26 protein-coding genes are annotated in these 22101 nt (G+C 68.7%); 13 read left to right on the top strand and 13 right to left on the bottom strand.

Going from position 1 to position 22101, the window contains the following annotated elements; genetic code table 11:
- Positions 1 to 62: 62 nt before the first annotated feature.
- Together ACVBEQ_RS00280 and ACVBEQ_RS00285 are read right to left on the bottom strand one after the other, a co-directional pair.
- Positions 63 to 1571, bottom strand: a complete 1509-nt coding sequence (locus ACVBEQ_RS00280; RefSeq protein WP_447151415.1) for a hypothetical protein — start codon at positions 1569 to 1571, stop codon at positions 63 to 65.
- A 205-nt stretch (positions 1572 to 1776) separates the two neighbouring features.
- Positions 1777 to 2166, bottom strand: coding sequence for a tautomerase family protein (locus tag ACVBEQ_RS00285; protein WP_447151416.1), 390 nt, complete (start codon positions 2164 to 2166; stop codon positions 1777 to 1779).
- A gap of 232 nt (positions 2167 to 2398) precedes the next feature.
- Between ACVBEQ_RS00285 and ACVBEQ_RS00290 the strand changes: the two genes are divergently transcribed.
- The 3 genes from ACVBEQ_RS00290 (at position 2399) to ACVBEQ_RS00300 (ending at position 5336) form a co-directional block, all read left to right on the top strand.
- A complete protein-coding gene (locus ACVBEQ_RS00290) occupies positions 2399 to 2890 on the top strand; it encodes a heme-degrading domain-containing protein (RefSeq protein ID WP_447151417.1) in 492 nt (163 codons plus the stop codon).
- Positions 2887 to 4197, top strand: a complete 1311-nt coding sequence (locus ACVBEQ_RS00295) for an MFS transporter (RefSeq protein WP_447151418.1) — start codon at positions 2887 to 2889, stop codon at positions 4195 to 4197. The genes ACVBEQ_RS00290 and ACVBEQ_RS00295 overlap by 4 nt, the downstream gene beginning before the upstream one ends.
- 137 nt (positions 4198 to 4334) lie before the next feature.
- On the top strand, positions 4335 to 5336 hold the full coding sequence (locus ACVBEQ_RS00300) for a glycosyltransferase family 2 protein (protein WP_447151419.1): 1002 nt from the start codon (positions 4335 to 4337) through the stop codon (positions 5334 to 5336).
- Positions 5337 to 5408: 72 nt separating this feature from the next.
- Here ACVBEQ_RS00300 and ACVBEQ_RS00305 read toward each other — a convergent pair whose 3' ends face one another.
- From ACVBEQ_RS00305 to ACVBEQ_RS00315, 3 genes are all read right to left on the bottom strand, one after another.
- Positions 5409 to 6887, bottom strand: coding sequence for an FAD-dependent oxidoreductase (locus ACVBEQ_RS00305; RefSeq protein ID WP_447151420.1), 1479 nt, complete (start codon positions 6885 to 6887; stop codon positions 5409 to 5411).
- A 49-nt stretch (positions 6888 to 6936) separates the two neighbouring features.
- On the bottom strand, positions 6937 to 7356 hold the full coding sequence (locus ACVBEQ_RS00310; protein ID WP_447151421.1) for a CBS domain-containing protein: 420 nt from the start codon (positions 7354 to 7356) through the stop codon (positions 6937 to 6939).
- A gap of 276 nt (positions 7357 to 7632) precedes the next feature.
- Entirely contained in the window at positions 7633 to 8256 is a 624-nt protein-coding gene (locus ACVBEQ_RS00315; RefSeq protein ID WP_447151422.1) for an SAP domain-containing protein, read from the bottom strand.
- Between the two features lie 570 nt (positions 8257 to 8826).
- On the opposite strand from ACVBEQ_RS00315, the gene ACVBEQ_RS00320 reads away from it, so the two are divergent.
- Genes ACVBEQ_RS00320 through ACVBEQ_RS00330 form a run of 3 tightly spaced genes read left to right on the top strand, consistent with a single transcriptional unit; the run spans position 8827 to position 11146 of the window.
- A complete protein-coding gene (locus ACVBEQ_RS00320; RefSeq protein ID WP_447151423.1) occupies positions 8827 to 9417 on the top strand; it encodes a type 1 glutamine amidotransferase domain-containing protein in 591 nt (196 codons plus the stop codon).
- Positions 9414 to 9980 carry a hypothetical protein gene (locus tag ACVBEQ_RS00325; protein ID WP_447151424.1) on the top strand — a complete coding sequence of 189 codons (567 nt, stop codon included), beginning with the start codon at positions 9414 to 9416 and terminating at the stop codon, positions 9978 to 9980. The genes ACVBEQ_RS00320 and ACVBEQ_RS00325 overlap by 4 nt, the downstream gene beginning before the upstream one ends.
- Positions 9977 to 11146 carry a zinc-dependent alcohol dehydrogenase gene (locus ACVBEQ_RS00330; protein WP_447151425.1) on the top strand — a complete coding sequence of 390 codons (1170 nt, stop codon included), beginning with the start codon at positions 9977 to 9979 and terminating at the stop codon, positions 11144 to 11146. Before ACVBEQ_RS00325 ends, ACVBEQ_RS00330 begins: the two co-directional genes overlap by 4 nt.
- A 106-nt stretch (positions 11147 to 11252) precedes the next feature.
- Here the strand turns inward: ACVBEQ_RS00330 and ACVBEQ_RS00335 are convergent, their stop codons facing one another.
- From ACVBEQ_RS00335 to ACVBEQ_RS00345, 3 genes are all read right to left on the bottom strand, one after another.
- Positions 11253 to 11534 carry a DUF3040 domain-containing protein gene (locus ACVBEQ_RS00335; protein WP_447151426.1) on the bottom strand — a complete coding sequence of 94 codons (282 nt, stop codon included), beginning with the start codon at positions 11532 to 11534 and terminating at the stop codon, positions 11253 to 11255.
- Between the two features lie 138 nt (positions 11535 to 11672).
- The gene (locus ACVBEQ_RS00340) at positions 11673 to 11813 is read right to left on the bottom strand and encodes a hypothetical protein (RefSeq protein ID WP_447151427.1); all 141 of its coding nucleotides are present in this window, start codon (positions 11811 to 11813) and stop codon (positions 11673 to 11675) included.
- A gap of 25 nt (positions 11814 to 11838) precedes the next feature.
- Complete coding sequence (locus ACVBEQ_RS00345; RefSeq protein ID WP_447151428.1) at positions 11839 to 12798, bottom strand: alpha/beta hydrolase family protein; 960 nt, start codon at positions 12796 to 12798, stop codon at positions 11839 to 11841.
- Positions 12799 to 12916: 118 nt separating this feature from the next.
- On the opposite strand from ACVBEQ_RS00345, the gene ACVBEQ_RS00350 reads away from it, so the two are divergent.
- Positions 12917 to 13534, top strand: a complete 618-nt coding sequence (locus ACVBEQ_RS00350) for a TetR/AcrR family transcriptional regulator (RefSeq protein WP_447151429.1) — start codon at positions 12917 to 12919, stop codon at positions 13532 to 13534.
- Positions 13535 to 13550: 16 nt separating this feature from the next.
- Here the strand turns inward: ACVBEQ_RS00350 and ACVBEQ_RS00355 are convergent, their stop codons facing one another.
- The 3 genes from ACVBEQ_RS00355 to ACVBEQ_RS00365 form a co-directional block, all read right to left on the bottom strand.
- Positions 13551 to 14036 carry an SRPBCC family protein gene (locus tag ACVBEQ_RS00355; protein WP_447151430.1) on the bottom strand — a complete coding sequence of 162 codons (486 nt, stop codon included), beginning with the start codon at positions 14034 to 14036 and terminating at the stop codon, positions 13551 to 13553.
- A gap of 135 nt (positions 14037 to 14171) precedes the next feature.
- Positions 14172 to 15026 (bottom strand): ABC transporter permease, encoded by an 855-nt coding sequence (locus ACVBEQ_RS00360; protein WP_447151431.1) that lies wholly within the window; start codon positions 15024 to 15026, stop codon positions 14172 to 14174.
- Positions 15023 to 15976, bottom strand: coding sequence for an ABC transporter ATP-binding protein (locus ACVBEQ_RS00365; protein ID WP_447151432.1), 954 nt, complete (start codon positions 15974 to 15976; stop codon positions 15023 to 15025). The genes ACVBEQ_RS00360 and ACVBEQ_RS00365 overlap by 4 nt, the downstream gene beginning before the upstream one ends.
- Before the next feature lie 185 nt (positions 15977 to 16161).
- On the opposite strand from ACVBEQ_RS00365, the gene ACVBEQ_RS00370 reads away from it, so the two are divergent.
- Positions 16162 to 16386, top strand: a complete 225-nt coding sequence (locus tag ACVBEQ_RS00370) for a hypothetical protein (RefSeq protein WP_447151433.1) — start codon at positions 16162 to 16164, stop codon at positions 16384 to 16386.
- Between the two features lie 95 nt (positions 16387 to 16481).
- Positions 16482 to 16712, top strand: coding sequence for a hypothetical protein (locus ACVBEQ_RS00375; protein ID WP_447151434.1), 231 nt, complete (start codon positions 16482 to 16484; stop codon positions 16710 to 16712).
- An 831-nt stretch (positions 16713 to 17543) separates the two neighbouring features.
- On the opposite strand, the gene ACVBEQ_RS00380 is transcribed toward ACVBEQ_RS00375, so the two are convergent.
- Positions 17544 to 17867 carry a hypothetical protein gene (locus ACVBEQ_RS00380; RefSeq protein WP_447151435.1) on the bottom strand — a complete coding sequence of 108 codons (324 nt, stop codon included), beginning with the start codon at positions 17865 to 17867 and terminating at the stop codon, positions 17544 to 17546.
- A gap of 133 nt (positions 17868 to 18000) precedes the next feature.
- Here ACVBEQ_RS00380 and ACVBEQ_RS00385 point away from each other — a divergent pair, with 133 nt between their 5' ends.
- Positions 18001 to 18048: a hypothetical protein gene (locus ACVBEQ_RS00385; RefSeq protein ID WP_447151799.1), complete on the top strand. Its 48-nt coding sequence runs from the start codon at positions 18001 to 18003 to the stop codon at positions 18046 to 18048.
- A 179-nt stretch (positions 18049 to 18227) separates the two neighbouring features.
- Here the strand turns inward: ACVBEQ_RS00385 and ACVBEQ_RS00390 are convergent, their stop codons facing one another.
- Complete coding sequence (locus tag ACVBEQ_RS00390) at positions 18228 to 19418, bottom strand: GDSL-type esterase/lipase family protein (RefSeq protein WP_447151436.1); 1191 nt, start codon at positions 19416 to 19418, stop codon at positions 18228 to 18230.
- A 74-nt stretch (positions 19419 to 19492) separates the two neighbouring features.
- Here ACVBEQ_RS00390 and ACVBEQ_RS00395 point away from each other — a divergent pair, with 74 nt between their 5' ends.
- The 3 genes from ACVBEQ_RS00395 (at position 19493) to ACVBEQ_RS00405 (ending at position 22090) form a co-directional block, all read left to right on the top strand.
- Positions 19493 to 20083, top strand: coding sequence for a TetR-like C-terminal domain-containing protein (locus tag ACVBEQ_RS00395; RefSeq protein WP_447151437.1), 591 nt, complete (start codon positions 19493 to 19495; stop codon positions 20081 to 20083).
- Between the two features lie 282 nt (positions 20084 to 20365).
- Positions 20366 to 21220, top strand: a complete 855-nt coding sequence (locus ACVBEQ_RS00400; RefSeq protein WP_447151438.1) for an alpha/beta fold hydrolase — start codon at positions 20366 to 20368, stop codon at positions 21218 to 21220.
- A 138-nt stretch (positions 21221 to 21358) separates the two neighbouring features.
- Complete coding sequence (locus ACVBEQ_RS00405) at positions 21359 to 22090, top strand: flavodoxin family protein (protein WP_447151800.1); 732 nt, start codon at positions 21359 to 21361, stop codon at positions 22088 to 22090.
- The last annotated feature ends 11 nt before the right edge of the window (positions 22091 to 22101 follow it).

Genomic DNA, 22101 nt, shown 5'->3' on the forward strand with positions numbered 1-22101 from the left:
CAGTTCGGGGGGATGCACCTGAGCATCCAACCAAGATTCCCCGCTCGCCCCCGACCGCGGGCTCAGCGGAGGCCGGGCGGCAGGTAGATGTCGTACCCGTCGACCTGCACCAGCTGGTAGTCCGACCGCGGAAGGACCAACGTCGGCGGCACGCCCGACACGTAGACCAGCGCCACCCGGTCCGGGTCGGCGGCGTCCACCGCGGCGGCCTCCGCCTGCAGCCGGACGGGGAAGTCGGGCCGCACCGCCAGCCGGCCGTCGGCCAGGTAGTCGATCAGGTAGGTCGCCCAGTAGTCGCCGCGAACGTACTGCACACCTGCGTCGTCGAGCGCCCGAACGACGGCCGACGGCGCGCGTTCGGGGTCGGTCAGCGTCCAGCTCGCCTGCTGGGACAGCACCGGGACACACAGCAGCAGCGCCCAGGCCGTCGGCAACACGGCCACCAGCCACGGCGACTCCCGGACACGGGCTGGCAGCAACAACAACCAGGCGCCCAGTCCGATCAGCAACTGCGGGAGGAACGGCAGCGCGTACCTGGCATCCGCCGAGAAGGCCAGCTGCGGGAAGACCGCCAGGCACGGAAACGCCAGCACACCGGCGACCAGGAGCGGCAGCGCCGACGACCCCTTCTTGACGACCAGCAGCACCAGCCCGGCGAACGCGCCGATGATCAAGACGGCGGCGGCGAGCTGAACGAGCGGGACCGGCCCCAGCCAGCGGCCGTCCGGCAGCCGGAGACCGAAGGCCCGCGGCAACAGCTCGGTCGCGAAGATCTGCAGGCGTTCGGGATACGTCGCCTGCACCGTCGCCTGCGCCTGGGCCGGAGCGCCGTTCGTCAGGATGTAGACGATCCACGGCAGGACCCCGATGAGACCGCCGGCCGCCACCGGCAGCCACCACTCGCGCCACCGGGTGCGGTGCAACACCGTCGGCGGGATCAGCGCGAGCAGCGCGACGATCCCGAACATCGGGTGGCTCCACACGGCGAAGCCGGTGGCCAGACCCGCGAGCAGCGCCGTCCGGCCGAGCCGGCGCGGGGAGCGCATGGCGTAGCAGGCAAGCGCCACCCCGGCGATCTGCGCGGCGATGCCGGTCGGGTACCCCATGTAGGGGCGGGACCAGAGGATCACCATCGCCCCGGACGCCGACCAGAACACCAGCGCGATCGCGAGGGCCGGGGCGGCGGCGAAGAACAGCCTGGCCAGCCGGAACAGCGCATAGGCGGCGACCACCGACAACGCCGCGGCGAGCAGTCGCAGCGGCCACGCCCCGGTGCTGAACAGCATCAGCGGGGCTGCGAGGTAGGACTCCGTGGTGGAGCCGTAGTCGTTCCCGGCCACCATCAGCCGGAAGGTGCCGTCCAGCACCTCACGGGCCTGCAGACCGACGAGGGCCTCGTCCGAGTTGAGTGACAGCAGCCAGGTGTGGCCGACCCAATACCGGAGCAGGACGCCGATGACGACTGCAGGCAGCGCGGCGAGCAGCAGCACGCGGCTGGTCGTTCCGGTTCGGCGGATCGGTTCCGGAGGGGTGGCCGTCGCGCCCGCGGTGCCATGGGCATCGGCGCTCACCGGGTTCGACTCCTCTCGCTCACCGGCCGATTTTCGCACGGTCGGCGCTCCGGGCCGGACGGTCCGGGGCTGGTGTCCGCCTGAACACGCGCGACGGGCGTCCACTGCACCACTGCCTCGCGCGGCAGGCGCCGGGCGGCCCCGTCGGGAGGGAGAGGTTCAGTGAACTAGCCGCGGAGTGCGCGACACCGCTGTCCGGCCCGACCTACACGTCGCCCTCCAGGAACTGCGCCCGGCCGAGCCCGAACGACCAGTCCGCGCGCTCGTTCGCGACCACCGAGACGATCAGGTCCGTCGGCTCGAGCCCGACCTCCGCCTGCAGCCGCTCGGCGAGGCGGCGGTAGGCGGCGACCTTGTGAGCGTCCGTCCTGCCCTGTTGAAAAATCTGCAGGACCACCAGGTCGTCGGTGCGGGTGAAGCCGAGGTTGGTGTCCTCGGCGATGATCTGGCCGGCCGGGTGAACGGTGATGATCTGGTACCGGTCGCGTTCCGGGGCGTCGAACACCTCCAGCATCACCTCCTGCACCACGTCCGCCAGCCGGCGGAGCTCCGCCGGGGACCGGCCTTCCTGCACGTCGATACGCACCAATGGCACGGACGTCACTCCCTCTTCGCTAGTATGTAATGACATTAGAACAAGCAGCGTCGGCAGTTTCATTCCGAGAACACGGGTGTTCGTGGCGGCCAACGGTCTGGTCACGCACGCGGCTGTGTTCCGGTGGCCGCAACCCGGTCTCCGCACCCGCCGGCGTGCGGCAGAGTGATCACCGGCGTGCGGCAGAGTGCCTTGCGTGCGTCACGGCCATAAACGCGGGAAAGGAGATGCGGTGAGCGATCGCACCGACCTCGAAGCCCTGATCGAGCAGCTGCGCGAACAGCAGGCGCGCCTGCAGTTCGATCATTTCGACAACGATGACGCCTGGGCGCTGGGGTGCCTGCTGGTCGCGATGGCGCGCGAGCGCGGCCTTCCGGTGACCGTGGACATCCGTCGGCACGGCCACCAGCTGTTCCATGCCGCCCTCCCGGCGACCGCACCCGACAACGACGAATGGATCGAGCGAAAGGTGCGGGTGGTCAACCGTTTCGGCGATTCCTCGTACCTGGTCGGTCGCCGGCTCGCGCTGGGCCACAAGACGCTGGACGAGTCCGCCGGGGTGGAGCCGCTCCTGCACGCAGCGCACGGCGGGTCGTTCCCGATCATCGCCAGGAACATCGGCGTGATCGGAACGGTCACGGTGTCCGGCCTGCCGCAGGCCGCCGACCATGCCCTGGTGGTGGAGGCGCTGGAAGCCTTCATGGGCGAGCCAACGACTTCGTGAGCACGGCGACCGGGACCGCGACCCGCTCGTCCTCCCTGCTGCTCACCGGGCTGGTCCTGCTCTCGCTGTGCCTGCGCGGCCCGCTGGTCGCCGTCTCCACCGTCACCACGGACCTGACCGCCGACCTGGGGATGACGGCGACCGCGGTCGGCCTGCTCACAACCCTGCCGGTGCTGTGCTTCGGCGTGGCCGCCCCGGGCGCCTCGGTGGTGATCTCCAGGCTGGGCGTCGAGCGCGCCGCCCTGACCAGCCTGCTCGGCATCTTCATCGGAATCCTGGTGAGGTCGGCCGGCGGCGTTCCTGCCGCGTTGGCCGGCACCGTCGTCATGGGGCTGGCCATCACGGTCGGCAACGTCGTCGCACCGATCATCATCGGCCGCGATTTCCGCGGCAGGGCGGCGATGATGACCGGCACCTACACAGCCGTGCTCAACATCGGCTCGATGATCATGCTGACGGTGACCGGGCCCGTTGCCGCTCAACTGGGATGGCAGGCTGCCCTTGCCATCTGGGCCGTCGTTCCACTGGTCGCCGGGCTGGTCTGGTGGCCGCTCGCCCGGCGGCGAACGGCAGCGGCCGCAGTCCCGAATGGGCCGACGAGCGGACCGGCGAAGGGGCCCAAAAGCGGGCCGAAGGCCGGGCCGAAAGACACGACGGCAGCACCGGAGCCGGATTCGACATCCGCCGCCGGGTCGACACCGCCCGCACCGCAGCAGGCGCCGGCGCGGACCGGCGTTGGCATCGTGCTGCGCCGACCGGCGACCTGGATGCTCACCCTCGCCTTCGCCGGTCAGGCCTTCGCGTACTACGGGATGACGGCCTGGCTGCCGAGCCTGCTCGGCGACGAGCAGGGCATGACCCGGGGCCAGGCGGGCGCTGCGTCGTCGATCTTCCAGATCGCGGCCCTGATCGGAGCATTCGGCACCCCGGTGATCATCAACCGGTTCGGCGGGCCGCTGGTGGCGTTCCTGGTGAACGGCGTGCTGTGGTCGTTCCTGCCGCTCGGCCTGCTGTTCGACTCGGACCTGTGGGCGCTGTGGAGCGCGCTGAGCGGCGCCGCGCAGGGCGGCGGCTTCGTCTGTGTGTTCACCGTTGTGGTGTTGCGGGCCAGGAACCTGCGGGAGAACCGCCTGCTGTCGTCGATCGTGCAGACCGGGGGCTACACCATCGCCTGCCTCGGGCCGGTGGTGCTGGGAGCGCTGCACGACGCGACCGGCGCCTGGAGTGCTCCGCTGCTGGCCGCCTTCGCCGCGGTGGCGACGCTCACCATCCTCGGCGCGTTGTCCGCCCGGGGACTGCGCGGCTGACGCAACTTTCGTCACACGTCGCCGCTCCGGGTTTTTCACGGGAGCGACCCGGGAACCTTTCTCTCGGCCCCGGGCAGGTGTCGCGCCCGCGCCGGTCGTCCCGCCGCACCACGCGTTGCCGAAGGAGTAGTCCGCTGTTGTCCACCGATCTCGTCCCGCACCGTCCCGAGCGCCTGCACCCTCAGGCGGAAGGCACGCCCGACCGGCTCGCCGAGCGACTGTCGGTGGTCCTGCTGACCTACAACTGCGCGCACCGGATCGCGCCGGTGCTCGACCACCTGCTCGCGCTCGGCGTTCCGGTGATCGCCATCGACAATGCCTCCACCGATGGCACTGCCGAGGTGCTGCGCGCACGGCCCGGCCTGCTCGTCGTGTCCATGCAGGAGAACATCGGGGCCGCCGCCCGCAACGCCGGTCTGCACCGCGCCCGCACCCCGTACGTCGCTTTCGCCGATGACGACGGCTGGTACGAGCGGGACGGCCTGCTCGCTGCCGTCGACCTGCTCGACCGTCACGAGCGACTGGCGCTGGTCAACACCCGGATCCAGGTCCGCCCGCGATCCGGGCAGGAGAGCTACCTCGACCCGATCTCGAGCGAGATGGCCGCGAGCCCGCTGCCCGACACCGCGGGTATCCCGGGCCCGGTGCTGGTCAGCTTCATGGGCGGCGCGTGCATCGTCCGGGCGTCGGCCTACCGGGAGGTCGGCGGCTATGACCCCGAGTTCTTCCTCGGTGGTGAGGAGGAGACGCTGGCCTTCAAGTTCCTGCAGGCCGGCTGGCACATGCGCTACCTGCCCGACGCGGTCATGCAGCACCGCCCGAGCGTGGCCAACGCACCGCGGCTCCGGGCATTCGGCATGCGCAACACGCTGTGGAACACCTGGCTGCACCGGCGTTTTCGCAGCGCCGTCCGGCGCACCGCCTTCACCCTTGCCGACAACCCGAAGAACCGGGACTGGCTGCGCGGCGTGCTGATGGCGGTGCGGGGCGCGGGCTGGGTGGCCCGACGCCGCAGCCCGATGCCTGCCGAGCTGGACGAGATGATCGCCGTGCTGGACCGCGGCCGGACGCGCCGGCCGCTGCTGAACCGGCACGACCCGATCCACGAGATCGCCCGCCGGGCAGCGGCCTGCGGCTGAGTCGTCCACGCCCCCGCCGGCAAATGCCGGCGGCTCAGGCGGGTGGCACAGGCGGCGGCTCGGGCCGGCGGCTCAAGCGGGCGGGAGGTCCTCGGTGGCCGGTCCCTCGATCACCGAGCCGTCGGGCCGGAACCGCGAGCCGTGCAGCGGGCAGTCCCAGGACCGCTCGGCGTCGTTCCAACTGACGATGCCGTGCAGGTGGGTGCACACGGCGGAGCGCCGGAGCGTCTGCCCGTCCACGGTGCAGACGGCAACCGGAGTCAGCCCACCCCGCTCCACCCTGCCGCGGCCCTCCCCGGGGTTCAGCTTCTCCGGCGCGTGCAGCAGCGGCGCGATCCACCCGGTGCCCAGAGCGATACCGACCGATGCGTTCACCCGCAACGCCGAGACGGCACCCTTCACTTCCCGGCCGCTCCAACTCCGCATCGCCGTTGCCCATTTGGTGTGCCCACCCAGGAGCGAGCTCGACAGGGCCAACGCGGCAGCGACTGCGTTCGTCATGCCCCATTTGTCGTACCCGGACGCAACCATGATCCGGTCGTCATGGGGAACCAGCGGACCGGCGTAGGGAAGCTCGTGGATCGAGTGGTAGTCCTGCGCCGACCAGGCATGGGTCCGGTTCGCGCCCGGGAAGTGGGTGCGGGTCCAGCGGGCGAGATCCTCGACCAGGCTTGCTGTCCCGCGCTTCCGACCGACGACGTGACCGTTCCCGCCGATGAGCAGCAGCTCACCGTCGCCGTGCGGGACCGAACGCACCGACCGGGTCGGCGAGTCGGCCGACAGGTACATGCCCTGCGGCACCTGACCGGGAATCTCGAACGCCGCGGCGTAGGACCTCAGCGGCTCCAGGCGGGCGAAGAAGCCGCCGCGATCCATGATCGGGATCCCGGTGGCCAGCACGACCCGCTCCGCACGCACTGTCGCCCGATCGGTGGTGACCTCGGTCAGCCGACCGGGCCGGACCGAGCGCACCCTGCTGTTCTCGTGCAGAACTCCGCCGCGACCGACCAGGTCCGCTGCCATCGCGGACAGCAGGTCGAGAGGGTCGAACTGGGCTTGCCCGTCCAGTAGCACCGCGGCGGTGATCGGATATGGCAGCTCGACATCGGTCGTGTCTGCGACCGGCAGTCCCGCTTCGCGGCACGCATCCAGTTCGGCCTGCACCGAGCGCCGGCCCTTGTCCGTCGTGGCGTACGTGAACGACGGCCGAACTTGGTACGGCACGTCGTGTTCCGTGCAGTACCGCAGCAACCAGGCCTGACCCTCACGGTTGGCCTCGAGGTACTGCCGCGCGGTCGACGCGTCGTGGGTCGAGCGGATCGAGGACAGCCGGGTGCCCTGCAGCAGGCTGATCTTCGCGGTGGTGTTCCCGGTCGTACCGGCACCCACCGACCCTGCCTCGAGAACTGCGACCGAGCGGCCGGCCCGTGCGAGCAGCAGCGCCGTCGTCAGCCCCGTCAGTCCCGCACCGATCACGACGACGTCGTACCGGGCGTCGGCATCCAGCGGCGGGAAGGACGGCCGGGTCCTGTCCAGCCAGAGCGATGTCACGCGGGGGTCCGGCAGCGGCAATCGGCGTGGGCAGACCTGATGATGCGCATCAGCTCTCGGTGACGGCGTCGATGGTCTCGGCGACACCCTCTGCGGGGGCGTTCTGCGCGATGTCCGACTCGGCGATGATTCCCACCAGCCGCTGCCCGTCGATCACCGGGAGCCGCCGCACCTGATACTCGGCCATGGTGGCGAGAACCTCTTCGAGCGGATCATCGGCTCCGATGGTGATCGGCGCGCCCTCGGCCAGCGAGCCCGCGGTCACCGAGCCGGGATCGCGATCCTCTGCAAGACATCGGATGACGATGTCCCGATCAGTGACAATCCCCTTGAGCCGGTCGTCAGTACCGCAGATCGGCAGCGCGCCGACGTCGAGATCGCGCATCTTGCGCGCCGCCTGCAGCAGAGTGTCGTTCTCGCCGATGCACTCCGGGCCTTGCGTCATGATGTCCCGCGCGGTGATGGTCATCTCCGCTCCCTCCGGCTTCGGACGATGAGTGAGCAGCCCGCCCCTCGCCACCGGCAAGTACCCGCCCAGACCCTCGACCAACCGCGGCACCGGACAGCGGGGCCAAAAACGGGGACGACCAACGGCGCCGAACAACGGCGCGGAAACAACCGGTCGGACATGCCGAAAGCCGCCGACCCCGAAGGGCCGGCGGCTTTCGTTCACATCTCCCGGACCGATGTCCGGCGGCTCAGCCGGTCACACTGATGTGGATGGCCGAGCGAGAATGCGCTGGGCTCAGTTGGTGTCGGCGGAGACGAGGCGGTCGACCAACTCGTCGACGGTGCCGCTCTTCGGCAGGTCGCGCTCGGCCAGCTTGTCGCTCAGCTCGGCCTTGGTCAGACCCTCGTAACGCTCACGCGCCTCCTGGCGCACGCGGCGGGCCTGGTCACGCTCGGCCTTCGCGCGGTCGCGCTCTGCCTGGCGGGCCTGCTCCTGGCGGTCCTGCTCGGCCTGCTGCACACGCTCGACCTGCTCACGCTGAACCTGCTCGACCTGCTCCGCCTGCTGCTTGGCGGCGTTCTCGAGGGTCTCGGTCTCGCCGGAGATCCAGGTGCTGATCGCCTGGCTGTGGCCACGCGAGAAGTCGCTGACGGTCTGCAGCTGGTCGCGCAGGGCCTCGGTGACGGAGGTCAGCGCGTTGACCCACTTCAGAGCGACGTCCTTGTTGACCTCGAGGCCGTCCTGCAGGTACTCGAAGTACTTGCGGGTGGCATCGCCCAGGTCGACCTGCGGCAGCTGCCACAGCACGTCGGTCTGCTCGGTGAGCGACTTCGTGCTCTGCTTCCAGATGTCGGTGGAGCGCTCGACGGCGCTACGCGCCTGGTCGGCAGCGGTGGTGTAGGTCTCGGTGCTGGTCATGTTTCTCCTCCTGGTGAACGACACGACAAAGAATGGTCGCCGGGTGTTGTGCACATCCCGGCACATATCGGGGGTCCTCGCACCATCAGGTGATCGGGGACATCAGGTTCGTTGTGCGCGGGCTTCGTCGCCCTGCGCTCCTGGTTGGAACTGCACCGTGGTCCTACCGATGCGGGAATCACGCTGGGCCGAAATGCTTACTGCGCATCTCTACTGCGACCCCGGTGACGCCTGACAAGAACTATGCCCGTTGCTCCGTGCCGACATCAACCCTTATGAGAGGGCGGTCACAGGGGTTTTTGCAAAGCTGCTGCGGTGTCTAGGTTTTCGTCCAGACACGCATTTTGTCCGCTTTGCGCGGGCCATCTGAATTCCGTCAACGGTGATCGTTGAAACCCCGGAGGACTCGTGCTCTGATGGAGTTCTGGTCCAACAGTGGTGCCGGGCAACGTTGACGCAGAACTGCTCCGTGTCCGCCCCACTTTTGTCAGTCTCCGAGACCAGCACCATTTCGGGAATCCCACTGACGTCATTCGGCGGACGCTCAGCAGGTGAGAGCAAGGAGTTCCGATGAGCGTGAATCTGCAGAATCGCCGTATTGCCATCCTGGCCGCCGACGGAGTCGAGCGGGTCGAACTCGAGAAGCCAAGAGCCGCGCTGGACGACGCCGGCGCCCGCACCGAGGTGCTGTCACTGGACGAAGGACAGATCCGCGCGAAGGACCACGACCTGGACGATGCGGGCACCTTCGAGGTCGACCGCCGCGTCACCGCCGCCAGCGCGGAGGACTACGACGCCCTACTGCTGCCCGGCGGAACCATCAACCCGGACAAGCTGCGTGCGGACGCCGACGCCGTCGCCTTCGTGCGTGCGTTCGTCGAGAGCGGCAAACCGGTGGCCGCCATCTGCCACGGACCGTGGACGCTCGCCGAGGCCGGGGTGATCGACGGCCGGACCCTGACCAGCTACCCCAGCATCCGGACCGACCTGCGGAACGCCGGCGCGACGGTCGTGGACGAGGAGGTCGCCGTCGACGGCAACATCATCACGAGCCGGTCACCGGAGGATCTGCCGGCCTTCATCGACGCGCTGCTGGATGCGGTCGCTTCGACCCGGGGGGCCTCGGCGCAGTCTGTCTCCGCCGACGGCGCACGCGCATGACGACCCGGCAGACGGTGACCATCACCGCGGCGGCGGCTGCCGCATCGGCGGCGACGGGACTGCTCGTCCGGCGTCGCCAGCAGGGATCGGCCGAGACAGCCCATCCCGTGACAGCCCCTGGCGAGACAGCCCCTGGCGAGACAGCCCACGGCGAGGACGCCGGCACGGCCGCCAGTTCTGCGCGCCCGGGGCGGTGGCGGTCGGTGACGATTCTCAGGTCGCCGGAGGAGGTACTCCCCGATGGGTGCCTGCCCGGCCCGCTCGCCGACCTGGGCGATCTCGTGGACGTCTCGGTGAAGCTCGCACCCGGCGACAGGGGCACCGAACTGTCAGCCCGGCTGCGGGACGGAGAACCGTCGGGACCCGGCGCTCTCGGTGAGCAACTGAGCGGCGACGACCCGCGGCAGGCGGTCCGGACGGCCCTGCGGCAGAGCAAACAGCTGCTGGAGACCGGTGAGATCCTGCGGGTCGACCCCGCGCCGCACGGCCGGCGATCCGGCTGGATCGGCGGGAAGCTGATCGATCTGACCACCCGCCGGGCCGGTGGGGAGGGGCTGCTGTGAAGGCGCTGTGCTGGACCGGAGTGAACAAGACCGCCGTCGAGGACGTCGACGAACCGAAGATCCTCAACGACCACGACGTCATCCTCAAGGTGCGGCTGAGCACCACCTGCGGCTCGGACCTGCATCTGCTGGGTGGCTACATCCCGATGATGCGTGCCGGGGATGTGCTGGGACACGAGTTCATGGGCGAGGTGGTGGACGCCGGGAGTGCGGTGGCGAAACACCGCATCGGTGATCGCGTCGTGGTGTCCTCCTTCATCGCCTGCGGGCGGTGCTGGTACTGCAGCCGACAGCAGTACTCGTTGTGCGACAACGGCAATCCGAACCCGGCGATCACCGAGGGCATGTGGGGTGCATCCGTCGGAGGGTGCTTCGCCTACAGCCACGCGCTGGGCGGCTTCGCCGGGAGTCACGCGGAGTACATCCGGGTGCCCTACGCCGACGTGGGTGCGTTCGGGATTCCGGACGGCATCTCGGACACCTCGGCGCTCTTCGCCTCGGACGCCGCGTCCACCGGCTGGACCGGGGCCGACCTCGCCGGCATCGTCCCCGGTGACACCGTTGCCGTCTGGGGTGCGGGAGCCGTCGGGCAGATGGCGGCCAGGGGCGCGATGCTCCGGGGTGCCGAGCAGGTCATCGTCATCGATCGGCTACCCGAGCGCCTCAGCCAGGTCCGGACGTTCATCGGCGCCGAAACCATCGACTACAGCACCGAATCCGTGGTAGCCGAACTGCGCGAACGGACCGGCGGACGAGGCCCTGACGTCTGCATCGAGGCGGTCGGCATGGAGGCTCACGGCACCGGACCGCAGTACCTGTACGACCAGGTGAAGCAGCAGTTGCGGCTGCAGAGTGACCGCCCGACAGCTCTGCGGGAGGCCATCTACGCCTGCCGCAAGGGCGGCAGCGTGTTCATCCTCGGGGTGTTCGGCGGGGTGGTCGACAAGTTCCCGGTAGGTGCCATCGTCAACAAGAGCCTGCGGGTTGCAGGTGCGCAGATGTACGGGCAGCGCTACATCCCGGAGATCCTGGACCGGATCGCGGCCGGGGAGCTCAACACCGAGCATCTGGCCACGCACGTGATGCCGCTCGACGAGGGACCGGCCGGCTACGAGATGTTCAAGAACAAGACCGACGGCTGTGTTCGGGTGGTCCTCCAGCCGTGAACCCCCCGAAACCGGCACCGGCACCGGCACCGGCACCGAATAAGTCTGAGCCGTGGAGGGGGCCCACCCGGCCCCACCACGGCTCAGGCGACAGGCGCACCACGGCTCAGGCGACCGCTCTCCCGTCGCGCATGTAGACCACGACCGCAACCACCAGGGTCAGGACGCCGTAGAACCCGATGATCACACCCGCCGCCGGCAGGACATTGACCAGCACCGCGCCGGTCAGCAGCAGCACGATCGCGCTGCAGCAGGCCGCCACGATCGCCACGGTCCGATGATCGGTCGGAGTGCCGACCCCGATCCGGGCCGCGAACTCAGGATCGTCCCGCAGGAGTGCCCTGCCGATGGCCGTCAGCTTGCGTTCTTCGTCCTTCGAGAGCGGCAATGCCTTCTCCCTCTTCCCAGCACACCACGATGCCCAGCACAGGGCGATCGCCGCCGACGCAAAGGCGGATATAGGAGCCCAGGTATCCCGCGCCGGACATGCTCAAACCGGACCGTCGAGATGCGAAGCGAGCCCGGCTCAGTTGCCCGCGATGAGGGCTCCCGTCACCCAGTCGAGGTAGTGGAACGCATCGGTCCGCAGCCGACGGTGAACGGCCAGCATCACGTCCGGCGCGGGCCGCAGCGACGTCAGCCCGGGGATTTGCTTCTTGCCACACACCGAATGCATAGAAGTCGGAACGTGCTCAAGCCGGCACGAGGTGCTTGGTGTCCACGTGGCCGATCGCGTTCGCGATTTCGCCGAGCGCGGCGCGCGCAGCGGGCCAGCTGTTGTCATCCACATGCAGAGCGGTCCGTAGATAGGCAGCACTCATCCGCTGGATGACGGCAACCCGCTCAGGGTTCTCGTCGGTGGTTTCTGCGACCTCGTATCCCACGATTCCGCCGAGCGCGTGTTCGGCACCGTACAAAGTCAGGAGGTCCGTTGCGCCGGGGCTGTATGTGTAGGCGTCGGTGAACCAGTCAGGTCCGCGGCTCGACATCTTGGACTGGTCGTGGTCGCCCGCGACGACGAGTGTGGGGGTGGTCAGCTCCTGGAACGAGGGGCGCATGAAGGGGAAGTTCTCGCGGGCGAACGGATGCAGGTCCTCCCCGCCGAGTCCGGTCGCGGCGAAGAGGATGCCCGCGGAGACGCGACTGTCGGACCAGTCCTCGCCTGCCCGACCCGCCTGGTCGAGGACGCGAGCGCCGAGGATCGACTGAGCGGTCTGCCCGCCCCAGGAGTGGCCGGTGGCGGCAACGCGACCGCGGTCGATGCGGCCGGCAAGTCCGGGGACGGCAGCCTCGACGGTGTCGAGCTGGTCGAGGATGCGGGTGAGATCGGCGATCCGTTCGGTCCAGATCGTCGGGAACACCGGGTGATCGAACCCGAAACCGTTCCGGCGCGAGTCCAGGTGGGTGGGCTGGATCACCACAAACCTGCGGGAGGCCCAGAACGCCGTGAGCGGCGCGTACCCGTCGAGGTTCCACCCGTTGCCGTGCGAAAACACCACAACAGGCAGGTCCGTGCCGGTCGCCGGGGCAGACGCTCGCACCTCCAACGGAACCGGACGTCCGGGCGCGGACAGCTCGATGGGCGCGACGGAGACGACCGGAGTGCCGGTACCGATGATGCCGTCCAGGGAGTTGACGATCGACGATTTCATGTGGTCCTTCCTGAGGGTGGGCGCTCTGCGATACTCATTACCGGAACGCCGTTCCGTAACATTACGGAACAGTGCTCCGTAACGCAAGGACGCATCGGATGGTTGCGAGGTGAGGCACGTGGCCGATGCCACGAAGAAGCAGTCACCCGTTGCGCGGGCCTCTCCCGTTGCGCGGGGCGGGCGAGTGGGCCGTCCGCGTACCAGCGAGCAAGACCTTCTCGACGCGGCGGCTGCGGTGTTCGTGACGTCCGGGGTCGACGCTCCGGTTCGGGAGATCGCGGCGAGGGCGGGCGTCGGCGTAGGGACGATCTACCGCCATTTCCCGACGCGCCCGGACCTCGTGGTTGCGGTGTACCGACACCAGGTTGAGGCGTGCGCAGATGCCGGCCCGCGGTTGCTCGCGCAGAGCGCGACGCCCGAGGCTGCCCTGAGGGCATGGGTGGCGCTGTTCGTGGACTTGCTCGTCACCAAGCACGGGTTGGCCGGCGCACTTCAAGGGGACAGTGCCGGGTCCGACGCACTGCACATGTACTTCGTCGACCGGCTCGTGCCGGTGTGCCGCTCGCTCCTCGAGGCCTCGCTCGACTCCAACGATGCGACTTCGTCGGTCGATGCTTATTCCGTGCTCAAGGGCATCGGGAACCTGTGCATCGGTGCCGCGGACGACAGCCGTTACGAGCCCGAGGTTCTCGTGCAGCTACTGGTCTCGGGCGTACTCGCCCAAGGAGTTCGCTGAGGCGCCACGCACCCGATCAGGCGCCATCGCGGGTGCGGGTCGCTCGACCGACGTCATCAGCGCCGGAGGCAGTGCTTTCGACACGGCGTTTGAGCGCCTCGTTGAAGGCATCGAAACCGGCGTGGCTGTTCGCGGTCGCGCCCTTGAAGAGGGCGACGAGGATCCCCGTGAAGCGTTCACTGTGCGTCAACCGGGTGGTCCCGTCCGGGTTGGTGGTCAGGACAAAGGAGTGCACCCCATCGAAGAGGCCACCTGGTCCCAGCTTGCCGATCCAGCGCAGCTCCTCCCCCGGGGTGGACACCAGGACGGTGGGCCGGAAGGTCGTACCACGACCGCCTTTGCCGGCCAGGTGGACGACCAGCCGGCGGCCCACCTCGGCGGTGCCGTCGATGCGGTTCATGAACGGGTTCCACTCGGGGTACGCGGGGAAGTCGGTCAAGACGTCCCAGACGGCCCGGGGGCCGTCGTCGATGTTGATCGTTGTGCTGACGGTTGCGCTCACGCCCTGCTCCTCTGTCATGGGTGGCCGCCGCCTGCACCAGCTGGTGCCAGAACAGCTGTGCGGCGGCCGGTTTGTCGTCGCCTGCTGGTCGTGGTGGCAGGACGGCCAGGTCCCGTTCCGCCGGCGGCATGGCTCTCAGGCGTCGCGTCGGGTGAGCAGGATCGCCCCGGCGACGAGCGGGGCCAGCGTCCAGGCGGTGAGCGTCGAAATGGCTGCCACGTTGCTGAGTGCGGACGTGCCGGGGAGGGTGCTGATCAGTGACTGTCGGGCCGTGTCAGGGAAGTGGTCAGCGACGGTGTCGATCCAGCTCCATGGCAGCAGGGGCAGCAACGGTGGCAGGACGAAGAGCACCGCGACCAGGGCTGTGATCGACATCGCGGTGTTGCGGACGATGGTGGCCAGACTCAGCCCGAGGAGTGCGGCAGTCGTGAGGTAGGCGGTGTTGCCCAGAACCGCCACCCACGAGAACGCCAGACCGCCGGAGATGGTCGCGTCACCGATCAGGACGGCCCCGGCCGAGATGGCCAGCGACAGGGGCGCGACGACGGCAACGAGGACGGCCGCCTTCGCCGCCAGTAACGGCCAGCGCCGGGGGACGGCGGCGAGGCTGACGGAGATGGTCCTGGTGGCGTACTCGCCGGACATCTGGAGCGCACCGAGCACGCCGAGGACGAGGGCGGCAAAGCCGGTCGAGGCCAGAACCGTCGCTACGTTGTCCGCGCCGAGGTCGTCACTGGGGCCGTCAACGGCGCCCAAGGTGTAGGCGATGGCGACGGCGAGACCCAGGCCGATCAAGGCTGCGAGAAAGATGGTCCACCAGCTGGAGCGCACGGAGCGCAGCTTGGTCAATTCCGATAGCACGAGCCGCCCGGGGCCGGGGCCGCGGTCGGGGTCGGCGACGGGTCGAACCTGCTCCGCGGTCCAGGGTCGGCTCGTGCCGGACATCGGGGGACGTCCGTTGGCGGGGAAGGTGTCGGTGTCGGTGGTCATGCTGCACCCTTCAGGGTCTTGTCGATGGTGGAGCGGGGGTGGTTTTCGTCGCCGGTGAGGTACTCGCGGCTGTCGTTGGTCAGCGCCAGGTAGACCTCTTCGAGCGAGGCCACAGCGGTGTGCAGCTCGTGCAACCGGAGACCGTGCCGGGCGGCGGTTTCGCCGATCACGTCGGCGCCGACCCCCTGGACGCTGAGCCGGTCGGGCGCGAGGCTGGTCACCGTGGCGCCGTGGCGGGGCAGCAGGTCGGTCAGGGCGGCGGCGTCGGGGGAAGTAACGGAGACCGGCCGGTCGGTGGCGGTCGCGATGAGCTCGTCGACGGTGGTCTCGGCGAGCAGCCGGCCGCGTCCGACGATGATGAGATGCTCGGCGGTGAGAGCCATCTCGCTCATGAGGTGGCTGGACACCAGCACGGTGCGTCCTTCGGCGGCCAGGGAGCGCAGCAGGGTTCGGATCCAGATCACGCCGTCCGGGTCGAGGCCGTTGACCGGCTCGTCGAGGATGATGGTCGACGGGTCACCGAGCAGGGCGACGGCGATGCCGAGCCGTTGGCCCATGCCGAGAGAGAAGCCGCCGGCACGCCGGCCGGCCACGCTCCCCAGCCCGACAAGGTCGATGGCCTCGTCGACCCGCCCTCGTGGCAGACCGTGGGTCTGTGCAAGGGCCAGGAGGTGGGCGTGCGCGCTCCGACCGGGGTGCACAGCCTTGGCCTCGAGAAGGGCGCCGACGTGACGCAGCGGGGCCCGCTGGTCTGCGTATGTCCGGCCGTCGATGGTGGCTGAGCCCCCGGTGGGCCGATCCAGTCCCATAATCACGCGCATGGTCGTGGACTTCCCGGCGCCGTTCGGCCCGAGGAATCCCGTGACCTGACCGGACGGGACGGTGAAGCTCACGCCGTCGACGGCAACCTTGTCGCCGTAACGCTTCGTGAGGTTGTTGACCTCGATCATCATGTGCTCCTACGTCGTTGTGTCGATCGTTGTGATCGGAGGACCGGCCGTTCGACTGCTTCCACATCGACGGCCCGAGTCCTGCTCGTGGTGGTGATCAGATGGTGGTGATGGGGTGGTGGTGATCAGGTGGTGGTGATCAGGCGCCCGTCCCAGGCGAGGTCAGTTCGTCCTGCTGCTCGGTCATGCATCACGACACCCCGACGACGAAGGTGAGCGCGGCCCACACCGAGGCGGTGGCGACGGTCGTCCATATGACGATGGCGATGGCCTGCCAGAGCAGGACCCACCGGCGTGGAGTTCCGCCGCCGACAAGGATTGCCGCCGTGATCTGGGTGGGGATGGCGAGAGGGCCGAGGATGCTCGCGCCGGGGACACCGAAACGGACGAGCCACCTGTTGAAGCGCTGACGCCTCTTCGACTCCGGCTCGTGGCCGCCTGGGAAACCCCCCCGTCAATGCCCGGTCGCGCTCCGCCCACCCCGACCGGGCTGCGGCGTCGATCGATGACAGCCGTCCTGGCGCGTGAGGCGACTGCAACGACGACCAGCACGGACAGGAAGTTGCCGGTGGCTGCCGCGACGCCCGCGACGATGGGATTGAGACCACCGACGATGCCGATGATGGAGGCTCCCTCACCCTCGGCGAACGGGATCGCGCCCGCGAGCATGATGATGAACGGCCGGAGGATCTCCGGCACTTGGGCGACGAACTCCTGGAAGCTGCTGATGAGTTGATCGATGGAATTCATGTCTGACCTTTCCGCCTCTTGATGTGGATGCTGGTGTGGTGAGCCGGTTCCGCGATTCAGGAAGTCGTAGAGGCGGGCCGGCCCGCGCCTGGATCGCCTTCGCTGGAGACCCGCGGGAAATCAGACGAACACCAATTGCCGGTTCCAGGCCGCGAGCTCTAGGTGATGGACCGATTGAGCGTTGCTCTGCGCAGGTCGTGCCGACCGCTTCTTCTCGGCGAGGATCCGACGTCGGATTGCTGTCGACCTGATTCACCGCTGGTTCTCAGTGGATGCTGAGTTCTCAGTGCGAGATGTTGAGCGGTGGATGTGTGAGCGGGAACCAGTGCGACCTCCCCTCTATTCCCGGGACGCTGCCGAGGTCCAGGCGGCGCCTCTCGCAACTGGACGCCTTCGAGACGCAGGGGCTAGCTCTGCGGGTGGAAACAGCGAGTTGGAATACTCGGTCGACGTCGTCGCGGCGCGCTCTCAGGATGCCGGTGAGCGGGACCGAGTTCCGCGCCGTGAGGTATGTGGAGAAGCCGCTCTGTTTCAGCAAGATGCCCGTGCGCGGCCGGACGGCCCAGCAAGCATGTGGAGTTATGGGTGGGGGTGCGACAGGCGACGTCGGTGACGAGGCAAGCGGGCATGGCGGTCCTTTCGTGTCGTCGAACTGGCAGGCCGTGTGGAGAGCTCGGAACGGCTGTTAGGCCCCGGTTGGCTGTGCCATGAGCCTCTCCCCGGCCGGGTTGTCGTCGCGTCGGTGAAACTCCCGGAGTCGTGACCGTCCACCGCCTGACGGCTACGGCAATCGGTGGTTCGCGTCGGTGGGAATCACCTAGTGCCCGGCGGCCGCCTGCGCCAGGTCGAAGTCCTCTTCTACGAGCGCGGCGTTGACCGCACCACTGGCGACGGCCCCCGCGCCGATTGCCATCGGGACGTTCGCGGCCGGGTAGACAACGTTGCCGATGGCCCATATCCGGTCGTTGCTGGTCTTCCCGGCTTGATCGACGTCGGTGAAAGGCCCTGGGCCGAAAGGGAAGTCGGCGCGTGCGAGGTTGAGCTCGGCGAGGAACCTGTCGTGCGGGCGCGGCGAGTCCGGCGGTGGAAAGGACGACCCGGTCGGTCCGCTGTCGTACGGCTGCGCCTGGTGCAGCGCCATCGGCGAGGTCGCGAGAACACCCAGCCGAGTCTGAAGCGGGAGAGCTCAAGCAAGAGGGGCTGAATCAGCTGGGTGCGCGGTGGCGCGTGGTGCGGCGAGCACGAGGCTGGACGATCTGGCCTCTCGGTCAGGGATGTCCGCCAGCACGCTGTCGCGGTTGGAGTCGGGCAAGCGGAGGTAGCCGAGTTCGACACCCGTACCCCGCATGCCATGACCGCCGCCGGCAGCAAGCCCGCTCAGGTGCCCAGCATCTTCAACGACGCCGGCGCCCGCATGCACACCCACCTGGCGGCCACCGACTGAAGGTCGCCGGCCTCTCCAGGTCGCCGACTTCCCCGCTGCTGTCCTCTCCTTGGCTGGTCATGCTTCGGGCGCCGCGAAGGGGCCGTCAACGGCGAATACTCGTTCGGCGAAGCGTTGGCCGATGCGCCGGTGCGTGGCGGTGTCCGGGTGGAGCCGGTCGGGCAGCGGCAGCTCGGCGAAGTCCGCCTCGCCGTACAGGTCGAGCCCGTCGAGGTGGTGCAGGTTCGGGTCGGTCACCGCCCGTTGAGCGGTGATCCGGGCCAGCTCGTCCCGGATGACGCGCAGGGTCAGCTTGCCGCTCGCCCGCTCCGCCGGGTCACCGGTAGCGATGAACTGCACCTCCCCCGCGCTGAGGGCGGCGAGGTCGAAGGAGCCGGGTCCCGGGGTGTCCTCGTGGATCGGGCAGTAGAGGGGTGAGACGACGAGCAGCGGTGTATCGGGGTGGCCGTCACGGATGGTGTCGAGGAAGCCATGCACGGCCGGACCGAAAGCGCGCAGCCGCATCACATCGGTGGTGACGAGGTTGATGCCGATCTTCACGCTGATCAGATCGGCCGGGGTATCGCGCACGGTGCGGGCGGTGAACGGGTCGAGCAGCATGCTGCCGCCGAAGCCAAGGTTGATCAACTCGACGCCGCCGAGCGAGGCCGCCTTGGCGGGCCAGGTGGCGGTGGGGTTGGTGGCATTGGAGCCCTGACTGATGGAACTGCCGTGGTGCAACCACGTTCTGCGGCCCCGGGTCGACATGGGTGTGACGGGTGCGTCCGTGCGCAGCGCGACGAGTTCGGTTCTCTCGTTGTGCGGCAACCAGATCTCAACATCCTTCATCCGGTCGGGCAGGCCGGTGAAGCGGATGGTGCCGGGTGGCCCGGACCGGTACTCGGTCGCACCCGTGCCCATGTCGACGGTCACCGTGTCGCCACCTTCCACGCGGGCCTGGTCGGCCAGCCGACCGTCGATGAGCAGGTCGTACACACCCAGCGGGCGCGCGGGAAGGCCGGTGTACACCTGCCGGGTGGCCAGCGCATCCAGCTCGACCACGGTGGCGCTGGTGTTGAAGGCCACTCGCACGCCGGCGGGCTGAGCCTCCACCATGGCGAGTTGCCCGTCGGTGTACTGGTCGCGCACCCAAGCGGGCAGTCGGTGCGGCAACACACCGCGAGCGGTGTGTTCCAGATCCACTGCGCCGCGCAGGATTTCGGTGCTGATAGGGGTGCTGATCGGTGTAGAGATCCAGGGAGAAGGCATGTTCTCGATCCGTTGATTTGTTGATGGTTGCCCTGAAGGCTGTAGCTAATACCTACGTACTGTAGGTTGAACCTATGGCGTATCGGAACTTGAGTCGGCCGATCGTTGTGCTGAGTGCGGCGGATCTGGCCGACCGCGACGGCTTGGAGGCGGTGACCGTCTCGGCGGTCGCCCGTCTGGTTGAAGTGCAGCCGGCCAGCCTGTACTCGCACGTCCGGGGCCACGCGGGGTTGCTGGACGGGATCCACGAGTTGGCTCTGGCCGAGCTCGCCGAAGCCATCGCCGATGCGATCGCCGGTCGGGCGGAGCGAGATGCGTTGATCGCGTTGACCGACGCGCAGCGCGATTTCGCCCGCATGCGGCCCGGCCGGTGGGCGGCTTTGCAGCGACCGGCCGCGGCCGCGACAGTCGCGTCGAGCGGAGCTGCGCGGGTGTCCTCGCTGACCCTGGCGGTTTTGCGGGGTTACGGCCTCCCTGATGGGGAACTCGTGCACGCGGCCCGGTTCATGGGAGCTGTCGTCAACGGCTTCTTGAATCTCGAGCGGATCGGAGCCTTCCTTCACAGCAGTCCGGAGGCGGAATTGTCGTGGCGTCGCCTACAAGGCGCGTTGGACGTAGCTCTCCGTCGGTGGCCGACTCCGACCGAGCACGGGGTCGACCGATGATGATCAGCACATCTGTCACGGCGGCTTCCCTACGCCGGATCGCCATTGGAGCCGAGCTCGCCGCGGTGGCAAGGTCCAGGCGGCGGCGCCTCTCGCCACCGGACACCCTCGAGACGCTGGCGCCATGGAGAAGCGGCGCCAGCGGGTGGATCTGATCCCGTCGGGACCAGCTACGTATCTCTTGCCGACGCGAAGCCGCGGCACCCGGTGCGAGCGTGGTGGCTCGACCGCCCGGTCATCCGAGAGTCGGCTGTCAGCGGGCGTCAGAGAAGGAGATGGACCGTGGGGCACGTCGCCGTCGGCACCGAGAACAGCACCCCGATCGAGCTCTACTACGAGGACCAGGGCACCGGCCAGCCTGTCGTCCTGATCCACGGGTACCCGCTGGACGGCCACAGCTGGGAGCGCCAGACCGGGCAGTTGCTCGATGCCGGCCACCGCGTCATCACCTACGACCGCCGGGGCTTCGGCCGGTCGACGAAGGCGGGGTCCGGCTACGACTACGACACCTTCGCCGCCGACTTGAACACCCTCATGGAGACACTGGACCTCCGCGACGTCGTCCTCGTCGGCTTCTCCATGGGCTCCGGGGAGCTCGCCCGCTACGTCTCCAAGTACGGCCACGAACGGGTCGGAAAGCTCGCGTTCCTCGCCTCCCTCGAGCCCTTCCTGCCCGAACGCGACGACAACCCCGAAGGCTTGCCGCAGAAGGTGTTCGACGGCATCGAAGCCGCCGCGAGAGGCGACCGATACGCCTGGTTCACCCAGTTCTTCGCCGACTTCTACAACCTCGACGAGAACCTGGGCAGCCGGATCAGCCAGGACGCCGTTTCCGGCAGCTGGAACGTCGCCGTTTCCAGCGCTCCCGTCGCTGCCCACGCCGTCGTCTCCGCCTGGCTCGAGGACTTCCGCACCGACGTCGAGGCAGTGCGGAACAGCGGGAAGCCGGCTCTGATCCTGCACGGCACGGCCGACCGCATCCTGCCCATCGACGCCACGGCCCGTCGGTTCCGACAAGCCCTGCCCGACGCCCGCTACATCGAGATCGACGGCGCCCCGCACGGGCTGCTCTGGACCCACGCTGACGAGGTCAACACCGCCCTGCGCTCCTTCATCGACCTGCCCGCAACCGCCTGACGTCGACCGAACCGTCCGGCGTCTCCGTCGGAGGTCTCACCAGGTCTCTCATCGAACGACAACAGGAAGGCTCCGAAGGCCGTGCCCACCGACAGCAGCGTGACCAAGGAACCGGACCGGCAGCGCTACGCGGCCGGCGTGAATCCCGCGACGACGGATGCCGCGGCGCCGCGCTTCGATGGGCTGAGTGCACTGTTCATCAACGCGACGCTCAAACGCTCACCGGAGGTGAGCAACACCAACGGCCTCACCCGGGTGAGCATCGACATCATGCGCGCGCACGGCGTGCAGGTTGAGGAGCTTCGGGCCGTCGACCACGACATCGCGACCGGACTGTGGCCGGACATGACCGAGCACGGTGCCGACGCCGACGACTGGCCCGCGATCTTCGACAAGGTGCTCGCCGCCGACATTCTCGTCCTCGCCGGGCCGATTTGGCTCGGCGACAACAGCTCGGTCATGAAGCGGGTGATCGAACGGCTCTACGGCTGCTCGTCGTCACTCAACGACGTCGGGCAGTACACGTACTACGGCCGGGTTGCCGGATGCGTCATCACCGGCAATGAGGACGGCGTCAAGCACTGCGCCATGAACGTGCTCTACAGCCTCCAGCACCTCGGGTACACCATCCCGCCGCAGGCCGATGCGGGATGGATCGGTGCCGCCGGGCCGGGCCCGTCCTACCTCGATCCCGGGTCGGGTGGTCCGGAGAACGACTTCACCAACCGCAACACCACTTTCATGACCTATAACCTGATGCACCTGGCAGCGATGCTGCGTTCCGCCGGCGGGATACCGGCTTACGGGAACCGCAGGAGCGAGTGGGACGCCGGCTGCGCCCCCGACCAGGTCAACCCCGAGCACCGGTAGCGTCGCGCCGG

The sequence above is a fragment of the Nakamurella sp. GG22 genome (assembly GCF_052976845.2).

Excerpts from the sequence above, each read along its gene's own strand:
- ACVBEQ_RS00320 (WP_447151423.1), top strand. The coding sequence starts at position 8,827 with ATGAGCGTGAATCTGCAGAATCGCCGTATTGCCATCCTGGCCGCCGAC.
- ACVBEQ_RS00325 (WP_447151424.1), top strand. The coding sequence starts at position 9,414 with ATGACGACCCGGCAGACGGTGACCATCACCGCGGCGGCGGCTGCCGCA.
- ACVBEQ_RS00395 (WP_447151437.1), top strand. The coding sequence starts at position 19,493 with ATGGCGTATCGGAACTTGAGTCGGCCGATCGTTGTGCTGAGTGCGGCG.
- ACVBEQ_RS00365 (WP_447151432.1), bottom strand. The coding sequence starts at position 15,976 with ATGATCGAGGTCAACAACCTCACGAAGCGTTACGGCGACAAGGTTGCC.
- ACVBEQ_RS00390 (WP_447151436.1), bottom strand. The coding sequence starts at position 19,418 with ATGCCTTCTCCCTGGATCTCTACACCGATCAGCACCCCTATCAGCACC.
- ACVBEQ_RS00310 (WP_447151421.1), bottom strand. The coding sequence starts at position 7,356 with ATGACCATCACCGCGCGGGACATCATGACGCAAGGCCCGGAGTGCATC.
- ACVBEQ_RS00370 (WP_447151433.1), top strand. The coding sequence starts at position 16,162 with ATGCATCACGACACCCCGACGACGAAGGTGAGCGCGGCCCACACCGAG.
- ACVBEQ_RS00375 (WP_447151434.1), top strand. The coding sequence starts at position 16,482 with ATGACAGCCGTCCTGGCGCGTGAGGCGACTGCAACGACGACCAGCACG.
- ACVBEQ_RS00345 (WP_447151428.1), bottom strand. The coding sequence starts at position 12,798 with ATGAAATCGTCGATCGTCAACTCCCTGGACGGCATCATCGGTACCGGC.
- ACVBEQ_RS00360 (WP_447151431.1), bottom strand. The coding sequence starts at position 15,026 with ATGACCACCGACACCGACACCTTCCCCGCCAACGGACGTCCCCCGATG.
- ACVBEQ_RS00315 (WP_447151422.1), bottom strand. The coding sequence starts at position 8,256 with ATGACCAGCACCGAGACCTACACCACCGCTGCCGACCAGGCGCGTAGC.
- ACVBEQ_RS00380 (WP_447151435.1), bottom strand. The coding sequence starts at position 17,867 with ATGGCGCTGCACCAGGCGCAGCCGTACGACAGCGGACCGACCGGGTCG.